Origin of the sequence: Streptomyces sp. NPDC015661 (genome assembly GCF_043077765.1) — a bacterium.
In the GTDB taxonomy this organism is placed as follows: Bacteria; Actinomycetota; Actinomycetes; order Streptomycetales; family Streptomycetaceae; genus Streptomyces.
Map to the genome: position 1 here is coordinate 62,019 of NZ_JBIBST010000005.1, position 12,208 is coordinate 74,226.

Here is a 12,208-nt window from a genome sequence, read left to right on the forward strand (position 1 = left end):
GGGCGAAGGAAGGCGAAAGGACGGAACGGTGAGGGGAGAGTTCAGGCGCTCACGAGGGGCCTGGGTGTGAAGGCGCCGCGGAATACAGCACGCGGGCAGGGAGAAGCAGAGGGTCGGCTCAACAGGAAGAGGACCACACGCGACCGAAGTCGATGTGGGAGCGCGTGACCAGCTGCTGCGGATGCATGGCCCCAGTGGAACAGGCATCCGTTCCCGCGTCAACCACGGTGAGACGTACGGCTCACAGTGCGGACACCCTTGACAGCGGGGCGTGTTGACCGCATAGCCTCGAAGGGCGGATCGGGCTGAGGGGCCCGGATCCGCGGCTCAGCGCGTGTGAAGGCGCACCCCGTGTTCGATCCGCCCTCTGGCATCCACGGAGCCCTCTCATGTCCGCGACCCTCGTCAGAACCCCGTCCACGGCCCCGCCGGCCGAGCCGCCCCCGCGCATCGTCCCCACCCGCCGCACCGGCCAGTGGGCCGCCGCGGCCGTCGTCCTCGTCCTGCTCGCGCTCGCGCTCGTCTCGGTCGTCCGCAACAAGGCCTTCCAGTGGGACGTGGTCGCCGAGTACTTCACCTCCGCGTCCGTGCTGCGCGGCCTCGGCCTCACCCTGTGGCTGACCGCGCTCGTCATGGTCCTCGGCTTCGTCCTCGGCACCCTGCTCGCGGTCCTCAGACTCTCCGCCAACCCCGTGCTCCGCGCGGTCAGTTGGGGTTACGTCTGGTTCTTCAGGTCCACCCCGATCCTGGTCCAGCTGCTCTTCTGGTTCAACATCGGCGTGCTCTACCCCCAGATCCTCGGCGTGAACACGGTCAACCTCCTCGGCCCCGTCGCCGTCGCCGTCATCGGCCTCACCCTGCACGAGGCCGCCTACGCCGCCGAGGTCGTCCGCGGCGGCATCCTCTCCGTCGACCGGGGCCAGATCGAGGCCGCCGAGTCCCTCGGCCTCGGCCGGTGGCGCCGGCTCACCCGGATCGTGCTGCCGCAGGCCATGCGCGCGATCGTCCCGCCCGCCGGGAACATGCTGATCGGCACCCTCAAGGGCACCTCGATCGTCTCCGTCATCGCCGTCCAGGACCTGCTCTACTCGACCCAGCTCATCTACCACCGCACGTACGAGGTCGTCCCGCTGCTCCTCGTCGCCACGCTCTGGTACGTCGCCGTCACCTCGGTCCTCGGCATCGGCCAGTACTACGTCGAGCGGCACTACGCCCGCGGAACGGCCGGTGCGCGATGAGCCGCCACCCGTCGACCGCCCCGTCGATCGTGATCGTGGGCGCCGGGCCGCGGGGGACCGGCTTCCTCGAACGGCTCGCCGCCAACCTGCCCGAGCTGTACGGGGACGAGCCCCTCGACGTCCACCTCGTCGACCCGCACCCGCCCGGCCCCGGCCGGATCTGGCGCACCGAACAGTCCCCGCTGCTCTGGATGAACTCCCTGGCCGAGGACGTCACGATGTTCACCGACGAGACCGTCGCCCTCGACGGCCCCGTCCGCCCCGGACCCACCCTCGCCGAATGGGCCGGCATCGACGGCCGCACCTTCCCCACCCGCCCCCAGCAGGGCGCCTATCTGCGCTGGGTGTACGAACGGGCCCGCGACGCCCTGCCCGCCACCGTCACCGTCCACGAGCACCGCACCACCGTCCTGCGGATCGGCGGACCCCGCGAAGGACGCCAGCGCGTCTGGCTGGAGGGCAGCGCCGTGCCGCTCCTCGCCGACCTCGTCGTCCTCACCGTCGGCCACCTCGACGCCGAACCCGACCGGGAACAGCGGGAACTCGCCGGCTTCGCCGCCCGCCACCGGCTCGTCCACCTCCCTCCCGACTTCACCGCCGACGCCGACCTCGCCGCCCTGCCCGCCGGCGAACCCGTCCTCGTCCGCGGCTTCGGCCTCGCCTTCGTCGACCTGATGGTGCTGCTCACCGAGGGCCGCGGCGGACGGTACGAGGGCGAGGGCGACGAGCTCGTCTACGTGCCCTCCGGCAGGGAGCCGGTGCTGCACGTCGGATCACGCCGGGGCGTCCCGTACCACTCGAAGATCGGCTACGTCCTCGACGGCGAACGGCCCCCGCTGCCCCGCTTCTTCGGCGCCGCGCAGACCGACGCCCTGCTCGCCCGCCCCGGGCCGGTCCACTTCCGGCGCGATGTGTGGCCGCTCATCGACAAGGAACTCGGCTGGGCCCACTACCACCGGCTCTTCTCCGCCCACCCCGAGCGGACCGCGCTCGCCCGGAGGGACTTCGAGAAGGCCTACGAGCAGGCGCCGCCCCGCTCGGCCGAGCTCGGCGCGGTCGTCGCCGCCGCCGTCCCCGACCCCGCCGACCGGCTCGACCTCGACGCCCTCGACCACCCCCTGGACGGCATCCGCTACGACTCCGCGGAAGCCCTCCAGCAGGGCCTGCGCGACTACATCACCGACGACCTGACCCGCCGCCACGACCCCGCCCACAGCCCCGACGCGGCCGTCTTCGCCGGACTGCTCTCCGTCTACGGCCAGCTCCTGCGGCTCGGCGAGCGCCTGGAGTCCGACGGCTGGTGGCACGGATTCTTCAGCTATCTCGCCTCCGGGCCGCCCGGCCCCCGGCTGCGGCAGCTCCTCGCGCTCTCCCGCGCCGGCGTCGTCCGCTTCCTCGGCCCGCAGGTCACCGTCGAGGCCGACGAGGAGCGCGGCCTCTTCCGGGCCGCGTCCGCCGCCGCACCGGGGGAGTGGACCGAGGCCCGCGCCCTCGTCGAGGCCCGGATCCCCGACCCCACCCTGGAACTCACCGCCAGCCCGCTCCTCCGCGCCCTGCACGAGGAGGGGACCCGCACCACCACCGACGGCCTCCTCGTCGTCGACCCCGCCGACGGCCGGATCCTGGGGCACGACGGACGCCCCCACCCGCGCCGCTTCGCCCTCGGCCCGCACACCACCGGCCGCACCGGCAGCGGCTTCGCCCGGCCCCGTACCGGCGCGCCCGCCTTCGGACAGAACGACGTCACCGCGCGGACCGCCCTGACCTTCCTGCGCGACCGGGAGTGTCGCCTCCCCGCCCCGCTGAGCGCCTGATCCGCGCCTCCGTCTCCTCCCCGTGTCCCGTTCCCGAGGAACCGCCATGTCTCTCACCAGCGATCCGCCCGTCACGAAAGACCCGGTCGCCACGCCGTCCACGTCCGCCGCACTCGTCGTCGTCCCGGTGCGCCACCCCTGGCGCTGGGTGGCCGTCACGGTCACCGCCGTGCTGCTCGTCCAGTTCGTCCACGGGCTCGTCACCAATCCCGGCTGGGAATGGGACGTCTTCGCCGCCTTCTTCACCACCGAGACGATCCTCCGGGCCGTCTGGGTCACCCTCCAGCTCACCTTCTACGGCACCGCGCTCGGCTTCGCGATCGGCATCGTCCTCGCCTTCATGCGATTGTCCGCCAGCCCGTTCCTGCGATCGGTCGCCTTCGGCTACATCTGGGCCTTCCGGTCCATCCCGCTCATCGTCCAGCTGCTCTTCTGGTTCAACCTGGCCTACCTCTACAAGGAGCTCAGCATCGGCATCCCCTTCGGGCCGAGCTTCCTCTCCTTCGACACCATGGGCCTCGTCGGCGAGATGAGCGCCGCCGTCCTCGGGCTCGCCCTGCACCAGGCCGCCTACGCGGCGGAGATCGTCCGGGGCGGCGTCCTCGCCGTGGACGAGGGCCAGCTGGAGGCCGCGGCCTCCCTCGGCATCCCCCGGCTCCGGCAGGTGCGGAGGATCGTGCTGCCGCAGGCGATGCGCTCGATCCTGCCCAACGCCGCCAACGAGATCATCTCGCTCTTCAAGGGCACCTCGATCGTCTCCGTCATGGCGATCGGCGAGCTCTTCTACCAGGTCCAGGTCGTCTACGGCCGCAACGGCCGGGTCGTCCCGCTCCTCATGGTCGCCACCGCCTGGTACGTCCTGCTCACCACCGCGCTCTCCGTCGTCCAGCACTACGTCGAACGCCACTACGCGAAGGGGAGCGTCCGATGAGCTCCGTCACGAAGACCGCCGGGACCGCCGGGGACGCCACCACGGCGAAGGTCGAGATCCGCGCCGTCCACAAGCGCTTCGGTCCCCTCCATGTGCTGCGCGGCATCGACCTCGACGTCCGGGCCGGCGAGGTCACCGTCGTCCTCGGCCCCTCGGGCTCCGGCAAGTCCACCCTTCTGCGGACCATCAACCACCTGGAGAAGGTCGACAGCGGCACGGTCGGCGTGGACGGCGTCCTCGTCGGCTACCGCCGCTCCGGGAACAAGCTCTACGAGCTGCGCGAGCGCGAGATCCTCAAGCAGCGCACCCGGATCGGCTTCGTCTTCCAGAACTTCCACCTCTTCCCGCACCTCACCGTCCTGGAGAACATCGTCGAGGCGCCCGTCTCGGCCCTGAAGCGACCCCGCAAGGAAGCCGAGGCCACGGCCCTGGGCCTGCTGGAGCGCGTCGGCCTCGCCGAGAAGGCGGCGGCCTACCCCAAGCAGCTCTCCGGCGGACAGCAGCAGCGGGTGGCCATCGCCCGCGCGCTGGCCCTGGAGCCGAGCCTGCTCCTCTTCGACGAACCCACCTCCGCGCTCGACCCCGAACTCGTCGGCGAGGTCCTCGACGTCATCAAGGACCTGGCCGCCTCCGGCACCACCATGATCGTCGTCACCCACGAGATCGGCTTCGCCCGCGAGGTCGCCGACACCGTGGTCTTCATGGACGAGGGCCGGATCGTCGAGCAGGGCCCGCCGGCCGAGGTGCTCGACAGCCCGCGCCACGAGCGGACCCGCGCCTTCCTCTCCAAGGTTCTCTGACCACCCCTCACCCACCGCTCGCCCGCCCCTCACCCCAAGGAGCAGTACTGCCATGAAGACCCGTCGCACCGTCCTCACCGCCCTCGCCTCGCTCACCGCCCTCGGGCTGCTCACCGCCTGCGGCTCGGGCGACGCCGCCGTCGAGCAGATCAAGCCGGAGGGACAGAAGGACACCGGCATCAACGTCGGCCCGAACCAGAACCGTGTTCACACCGCCAAGGACGACGCCGTCGCCGCCAAGCTGCCCGAGGCCGTCCGCAAGAGAGGCACCCTGATCCTCGGCGTCTCCGCCAAGAGCAACCCGCCGCTCGCCTTCCGCGCCACCGACGACAAGACGCTGATCGGCGTCGAGGTCGACCTCGCCACCCTCGTCGCCGACACCCTCGGCCTGAAGCCCGAGTTCAACCCGGTCTCCTGGGAGAACCTCTTCGTCGGCCTGGACAGCGGCAAGTACGACGGCGTCTTCTCCAACGTCACCGTCACCGAGGAGCGCAAGGACAAGTACGACTTCGCGACCTACCGGCTCGACGACCTCGCCTTCGAGGCGAAGAAGGGATCCGGCTGGACGGTGAAGGGCCCCGAGGACGTGTCGGGCAAGCGGATCGCCGTCGGCAGCGGCACCAACCAGGAGAAGATCCTCGTGGACTGGTCCCGGCAGAACGAGAAGGCCGGCCGCGAGGGCGTCGACATCAAGTACTACGACAACACGACCGACTACTACCTCGCCCTGCAGTCCGGCCGCATCGACGGCTACCTCGGCCCCAACCCCACCGTCGCGTACCACGTGGCCTCCGCCGGGCAGACCGAGGCCGTCGGCAAGTTCTCCGGGGCGGGCGCCGGACTCCAGGGCAAGATCGCGGCCACCACGAAGAAGGACAGCGGCCTCGTCGCCGCCTACGCCGCCGCGATCGACCACATCGTCGAGAACGGCACCTACGCGCAGGTCCTGAAGCGGTGGGGGCTGAGCACCGAGGCCGTGCCGAAGTCGGAGATCAACCCGCCCGGTCTGCCCCGCACCAAGAACTGACCCGCCCCCCACCTGCTCCGAGAGAGACCGCATGACCAGCACCCGACCGCTCCACCTCGCCGCCGAGCTCGCCACGGGCTCCGGCCGGGCCGGCCCCGGCCCGGACACCGCCGCCCGTACCGTCGCACTCGCCCGGATCGCCGAGGCCGCCGCGCTCGACTTCCTCACCCACGACGACTCCTTCGCCGGGCCCGGCCTCGACGCGCTCGCCGTCCTCGCCCGGGTCGCCCCCGAGACCCGCTCCGTCGGTCTCGTGCCGACCGTGACCACCACCCACACCGAGCCCTTCCACGTCCAGGCCGCCGTCGCCACCCTCGACTGGGTGAGCCGGGGCCGGGCGGGCTGGCGGATCGCGGTCTCCCCGACCGGGGCCGAGGCCCGGCTCGTCGGCCGCCGTCCCGCGCCGCCCGCCGCCGAGCTCTGGCAGGAGGCCGGCGAGGTCGCCGAGGTCTCCCGGAAGCTGTGGGACAGCTGGGAGGACGACGCCGAGATACGGGACGTGGCCACCGGACGGTTCGTCGACCGCCGCAAGCTGCACCACGTGAACTTCCAGGGCGCGACCTTCTCGGTCAAGGGCCCCTCGATCGTGCCCCGGCCCCCGCAGGGCAACCCGGTGACCGTCGTCGACGCCACCCGCCCGGCCGCCCGGGACACCGCGGCCCACCACGCCGACGTCGCCCTGATCAGGGCCGCCTCGGCGGAGGAGGCCGCCGCCCTCCGCGCCGAACTCCATCAGGGGGCCCGCGCCCACGGCCGGGACCCCGGGCAGCTGCGCGTCCTGCTCTCGCTGACCGTCGACCTCGACGCGTACGAGGGCGGGCCGGGGGCGCTCGCCGGCCTGATCGCCGGCTGGCACGGCGGCGGCGCGGTCGACGGCTTCCACCTCGTGCCGGCCGTGCCGGAGCGGGACCTGGAGCGGTTCACCGCGGTGACCGTGGCCCGGCTCAGGGAGCGCGGCCTGTTCCGTACGGCCTACGAGGGCGCCACCCTCCGCGACCACCTGGGACTCGCCCGCCCGGTCAGCCAGTACGCGACGGCGGGGGCGGGCGCATGAGCCGGGGCCGGAAGCAGATCCATCTCGCCGCGCACTTCCCCGGCGTCAACTCCACCACCGTCTGGGCCGATCCGCGGTCCGGTTCGCAGATCGACTTCTCCTCCTTCGAGCATCTGGCGAGGACCGCGGAGCGCGGGCTCTTCGACTTCTTCTTCCTCGCCGAGGGGCTGCGGCTGCGCGAGCACGCGGGCCGCGTCCACGACCTGGACGTCGTCGGCCGGCCCGAGTCGATCACCGTCCTGAACGCCCTCGCGGCCGTCACCGGGCGGCTCGGCCTGGCCGCCACGGTCAACGCCACCTTCAACGAGCCGTACGAACTGGCCCGGCGGCTCGCCTCGCTCGACCACCTCAGCGCGGGCCGGGCCGCCTGGAACGTGGTCACCTCCTCGGACGCCTTCACCGGCGAGAACTTCCGGCGCGGCGGCTACCTGGACCGCGCCGACCGGTACACCCGGGCCGCCGAGTTCCTCGGCACGGTCCGGGGGCTGTGGGACTCCTGGACCCCGGACGGCGAGTCGAGGCCCTTCGCGCACGGCGGGCCGCAGTTCCGGATCGAGGGAGAGTTCCCCGTACCGCGCTCTCCGCAGGGGCAGCCGGTCGTCATCCAGGCCGGGGACTCCGCCGAGGGGCGGGAGTTCGCGGCCTCGGCCGCCGACGTGATCTTCACGCGGCACTCGACCCTGGAGGCCGGCCGGGAGTTCTACGCCGACGTCAAGGGGCGGCTCGCCCGGTACGGGAGGGACCCCGGCGACCTGAAGATCATGCCGGGGGTGACGTACGTCCTCGGCGACACCGACGCCGACGCGCGGGAGCGGGCGAACGTGATCCGCCGGCAGCAGGTCTCCCCGCAGAACGCGATCCTCGCGCTCGAACAGATCTGGGGCCGCGACCTGTCCGGCTACGACCCCGACGGGCCGCTTCCGGACGTCGACCCCGATCCGGACTCCACGCTCGTCCAGGGCCGGGTGCGGGTCGCGGACCCCGTCGCGGTGGCCAGGAAGTGGCGGGCGCTCTCCGAGGCCAAGGGTCTGTCGATCCGTCAGACGGTCATCGAGTCGACGACCCGGCAGTCGTTCGTGGGCTCCCCGGCGACGGTCGCGGCGGCCCTGGAGGAGTTCGTCGCCACGGACGCCGCCGACGGCTTCATCCTCGTGCCGCACCTCACCCCCGGCGGCCTCGACGAGTTCGTCGACCGGGTCGTCCCGCTGCTGCAGGAGCGCGGGGTCTTCCGTACGGAGTACGCGGGCACCACGCTGCGCTCGCACCTCGGGCTTCCCGAGCCCGTATGGAAAGGTGGAACACCATGAGCACGGATCCACAGCAGGACGCGCAGGACTGGCAGCACTGGCACGAGCAGCGCGAGGCGGCGGTCGCCTCCTCGTACGGCCCGCTCTCCCTCACGGGCACCCACTGGCTCGCGGACTTCCCCGAGGGGCGGCTTCCGGCCGTTCCCGGCGAGTGGCGGGAGGACGGTGACGAGGTGGTCCTGACGGCGGGCGCCGAGGACGGGCTCACCGTCGACGGCAAGCCCTTCGCCGGCACGGTCCGGCTCACCGCCGACCACGGCCCGATCCACGAGTCCCGGGTCGAGTCGGCGGGCCGGCGGCTCGTGGTGCTGCGGCGCGAAGGGCTGTGGGCCGTACGGGACTTCGACCCGGGTTCGGAGGCGCGCCGCGCCTTCCGGGGCATCGAGGCCACCCCGTACGACGAGCGCTGGGTGGTGCCCGGCGTGTTCCGTCCGTACGCGGAGACGCGCAGCGTACGGGTGGAGAACGCCGACGGCCGGGAGCGCGGCCTCGGGCTCTCCGGGGAGCTGGTCTTCGAACTGCACGGCGGCGAGCACGTCCTCAAGGTGGCCGTCGAGGACGACGGTTCCCTGTGGGCGGTCTTCGCGGACGCCACCAGCGGCCGGGACAGCTACCGCTTCCGTTTCCTGCGGCCCGAGGCCCCGGCGGCGGACGGCTCGGTGACGGTCGACTTCAACCGCGCGCTGCTGCCGCCGTGCGCCTTCGTGGACCACTTCATCTGCCCCTTCCCGCCGCCCGGGAACACGCTCGACACCGCGGTGGCGGCGGGCGAGCGGCGGCTGAACCAGGCCTGACCAGGGTTCTTCGCCCACGCGCGTAGATGACGGACGCCCCCGGCCACGACGGCCGGGGGCGTCCGTCCGTACGGCGGTCTTGTGCGTCCGCTCAGGGAGGGCCACTATCACTGGCGGTGCATGTCAGGAACACGTCACCTGACGGCGCCTCACGGGCCCCGCACCCGGGGCCCCTCCGCTTTCCCAGAAGGATGTGAGGAGCACTGTGAGGAACAAGCGCACCCGACTGCTCGCCGTCGCCGCCGGACTCGCGGCCGCCACCGCCCTCGGCCTCCCCGCCGCGCAGGCCACCCCGGCGCCCGGCCCGGCCGGAGCCGCGCAGCTCGCCCGCGCCGAGGCCGCCGTCGACGCCGCCGGAGTCGGCGGCACCGCCTGGTACGTCGACAGCGCCTCCGGACGGGTCGTCGTCACCGCCGACTCCACCGTCACCGACGCCGGACTCGCCGAGATCCGGAGAGCGGCCGGCGCCGACGCCGGGGCGCTCAAGGTCCAGCGCACCCCCGGCGTCTTCAAGCCGCTCCTCGGCGCCGGAGACGCCATCTACGGCGGCGGCTACCGCTGTTCGCTCGGCTTCAACGTGCGCAGCGGCTCCACGTACTACTTCCTGACCGCAGGCCACTGCGGCAACGTCGCCAACACCTGGTACACCAACTCGGCGCAGTCGACCCTGATCGGCGCCACCGTCGGCTCCAGCTTCCCGGGCAACGACTACGCCCTCGTCCGCTACGACAACACCTCGCTCACCCACCCCGGCGGCTTCACCGCGGCCGACGCCTACGTGGGCGAGTCCGTCAAGCGCTCCGGCTCCACCACCGGCACCCGCAGCGGCACGGTCACCGGCCTCAACGCCACCGTCCACTACTCCAGCGGCGGCACCGTGAAGGGCCTCATCCAGACCAACGTCTGCGCCGAGCCCGGCGATTCGGGCGGAGCGATGTACGACGGCACCAAGGCGCTCGGCCTCACCTCCGGAGGCAGCGGCAACTGCTCCACCGGCGGCACCACCTTCTTCCAGCCGGTGCCGGAGGCCCTCGCCAAGTACAACGTGAGCCTCTTCTGATCCCCGGGCTCCTCCGCTCCCCAGCCTCTTCTGATCCCCGCACGGACACCCACTGATCCCCCCACAGGAGGAACACGAAGTGACCACCCCCACGAAGAAGTTCCGGCTGCTCGCCCTCGGTGCCGGTCTCGTCGCCGCCGCCGCGACGCTCGGCGTCCCCACCGCCAGCGCCGACTCCGCGCAGACGTTCAGCGCCACCCAGCTCTCCGCCGCGAACGACGCCGTCCTCGCGGCCGACGTGGCCGGCACCGCCTGGCGCGTCGACAGCGCCACCGGCCAGGTCGTCGTCACCGCCGACTCCACCGTCTCCCCGGCCGAGATCGCCAAGATCAAGCGCCAGGCCGGGGCCAACGCCGGTGCGCTGCGCATCGAGCGCACCCCCGGCACCTTCAACAAGCTGATCTCCGGCGGCGACGCCATCTACGCGAGCAGCTGGCGCTGCTCGCTCGGCTTCAACGTCAAGGACAGTGCGGGGAACTACTACTTCCTCACCGCCGGCCACTGCACCGACGGCGCGGGGACCTGGTGGTCCAACTCCTCGCACACCACCGTCCTCGGCTCCACGGCCGGGTCGAGCTTCCCGACCAACGACTACGGCATCGTGCGCTACACCAACACCTCGATCACCAAGTCCGGCATGGTCGGCAGCGTCGACATCACCAGCGCCGGCAACGCCACCGTCGGCATGTCCGTCACCCGCCGCGGCTCCACCACCGGCATCCACAGCGGCACGGTGACCGGCCTGAACGCCACCGTGAACTACGGCGGCGGCGACATCGTCTACGGCATGATCCAGACCAACGTCTGCGCCGAGCCCGGCGACTCCGGCGGCTCGCTCTACTCGGGCAGCAAGGCGATCGGCCTCACCTCGGGCGGCAGCGGCAACTGCTCCTCGGGCGGGACGACCTTCTTCCAGCCCGTGACGGAGGCACTCAGCGCGTACGGGGTCAGCGTCTACTGATCCCGGGTCCGAAACCGGTCCCTCCGGCAGCCTCACGGCGGCCGGAGGGACCGCTCTTTCCAGGACCTTCGGCCGATTGCGGGCCCTACTCGGCCCCTTCCACGATCCCGCCGTCCGGCGGGGGCCTGCTCCGGGCCGGTGCTACGCCTTGGTCCCGTCCAGCTCCCCGGCGATCGGCTCCGCCTCCGGTGCGCGCTTCAGCGAGGACATCAGCAGCGTCACGGCCGAGCCGACCACCGCCCAGGCCGAGAGGACCAGCATCGAGGCGGTCATGTCGTTGCCCTTGAAGTACGCGATCGAGCGTGCCGCCCAGGTGCCGGCGCCCGGCGGCAGGGCGGGGCCGATCGCCTTCCAGAACGGCGGCAGCATCGGGAGCGGGAAGGCGCCGCCCGCGCTGGGGTTGCCCGCGACGACGATCAGCAGGATCGCGAGGCCGATGCCGACGATCCCGAAGACGGACTGGAGGGCGAGGGTGGCGGCGCCCACGGCGAAGACCACCAGGGTGCCGAGCCCCCACAGCGCCGGGATGCTGCCGGGCAGGGCTCCCAGGATCGGCCCGACGATCACCGCGCCGCAGATGCCGCTGAGCACCGAGTAGAGCGCGAGGACACCGAGCCGGATGACCGCCCGGTGGAGGTTCGCGGGGCGCGATCCCGCGCTGATCGCCAGGATCGCGGCGCAGATGTAGCCGCCGACGCACCAGCCGACGACGAGGTAGAAGGCCGAGAGCCCGTCGAAGTCCTCGGGCGAGGCGGGGGCCACGTCGACCGTCCGCACGGCGCGCCCCTGGGTCGCCTCCAGCGTGGTGAAGATCGAGTCCAGGGCGGAGGAGAGCACGGTGCCGCCGCCGGAGGCGACGAGCAGGGTGTCGGTGCGGCCGGTGACGTCGACGACGAGGGCGCCGTCGATGTCCCGGTTCATGATCTGCTGCCGGGCCTCGGCCTCGTCGGTGACCGTCCGCGGGTCGAGCGGGTCGCCGGGGAGCTTCCCCAGCTGTCCGGTCACCTGTTCGGCGACCCGCGGGGGCGCGACCACGCCGAACGGCACGTCCGTCGGCTTCGGGTGGTGCAGGGCCCCGACGTACGAGGTGATGAAGAGGAGCTGGAGGGCGAAGACGCCCACGACGAGCAGGAAGGCTCGGGGGGTGACGGCGCTTTTCAGTTCGTCGACGAAGCTCATGCCCCCCAGGCTCCGGGGCCGGGGACGTTTCCGCAGGTGGGAT

The 12,208-nt window shown here is 72.4% G+C and carries 11 protein-coding genes; 10 read left to right on the forward strand and 1 reads right to left on the reverse strand.

Going from position 1 to position 12,208, the window contains the following annotated elements; all coding sequences use genetic code 11:
• The first annotated feature begins 389 nt into the window (after nt 1-389).
• From ACF07V_RS14875 to ACF07V_RS14920, 10 genes are all read left to right on the forward strand, one after another.
• Nucleotides 390-1,238 (forward strand): amino acid ABC transporter permease, encoded by an 849-nt coding sequence (locus ACF07V_RS14875; protein ID WP_392154296.1) that lies wholly within the window; start codon nt 390-392, stop codon nt 1,236-1,238.
• Complete coding sequence (locus ACF07V_RS14880; RefSeq protein ID WP_392154297.1) at nt 1,235-3,052, forward strand: FAD/NAD(P)-binding protein; 1,818 nt, start codon at nt 1,235-1,237, stop codon at nt 3,050-3,052. Before ACF07V_RS14875 ends, ACF07V_RS14880 begins: the two co-directional genes overlap by 4 nt.
• A 46-nt stretch (nt 3,053-3,098) precedes the next feature.
• Nucleotides 3,099-3,983 carry an amino acid ABC transporter permease gene (locus ACF07V_RS14885; RefSeq protein ID WP_392154298.1) on the forward strand — a complete coding sequence of 295 codons (885 nt, stop codon included), beginning with the start codon at nt 3,099-3,101 and terminating at the stop codon, nt 3,981-3,983.
• Nucleotides 3,980-4,783, forward strand: coding sequence for an amino acid ABC transporter ATP-binding protein (locus tag ACF07V_RS14890; protein ID WP_392154300.1), 804 nt, complete (start codon nt 3,980-3,982; stop codon nt 4,781-4,783). The genes ACF07V_RS14885 and ACF07V_RS14890 overlap by 4 nt, the downstream gene beginning before the upstream one ends.
• 52 nt (nt 4,784-4,835) lie before the next feature.
• On the forward strand, nt 4,836-5,810 hold the full coding sequence (locus ACF07V_RS14895) for an ABC transporter substrate-binding protein (protein WP_392154302.1): 975 nt from the start codon (nt 4,836-4,838) through the stop codon (nt 5,808-5,810).
• A 31-nt stretch (nt 5,811-5,841) separates the two neighbouring features.
• Nucleotides 5,842-6,864 (forward strand): LLM class flavin-dependent oxidoreductase, encoded by a 1,023-nt coding sequence (locus tag ACF07V_RS14900; protein WP_392154303.1) that lies wholly within the window; start codon nt 5,842-5,844, stop codon nt 6,862-6,864.
• A complete protein-coding gene (locus tag ACF07V_RS14905) occupies nt 6,861-8,171 on the forward strand; it encodes an NtaA/DmoA family FMN-dependent monooxygenase (protein ID WP_392154305.1) in 1,311 nt (436 codons plus the stop codon). Before ACF07V_RS14900 ends, ACF07V_RS14905 begins: the two co-directional genes overlap by 4 nt.
• Nucleotides 8,168-8,965, forward strand: a complete 798-nt coding sequence (locus ACF07V_RS14910; RefSeq protein WP_392154307.1) for a DUF1684 domain-containing protein — start codon at nt 8,168-8,170, stop codon at nt 8,963-8,965. Before ACF07V_RS14905 ends, ACF07V_RS14910 begins: the two co-directional genes overlap by 4 nt.
• Before the next feature lie 205 nt (nt 8,966-9,170).
• Nucleotides 9,171-10,025 carry a S1 family peptidase gene (locus ACF07V_RS14915; protein ID WP_392154309.1) on the forward strand — a complete coding sequence of 285 codons (855 nt, stop codon included), beginning with the start codon at nt 9,171-9,173 and terminating at the stop codon, nt 10,023-10,025.
• Nucleotides 10,026-10,104: 79 nt separating this feature from the next.
• Complete coding sequence (locus ACF07V_RS14920; protein ID WP_392154310.1) at nt 10,105-10,986, forward strand: S1 family peptidase; 882 nt, start codon at nt 10,105-10,107, stop codon at nt 10,984-10,986.
• 141 nt (nt 10,987-11,127) lie between these two features.
• Here ACF07V_RS14920 and ACF07V_RS14925 read toward each other — a convergent pair whose 3' ends face one another.
• Nucleotides 11,128-12,165 (reverse strand): DUF3533 domain-containing protein, encoded by a 1,038-nt coding sequence (locus ACF07V_RS14925; protein WP_392154311.1) that lies wholly within the window; start codon nt 12,163-12,165, stop codon nt 11,128-11,130.
• Between the last annotated feature and the right edge of the window lie 43 nt (nt 12,166-12,208).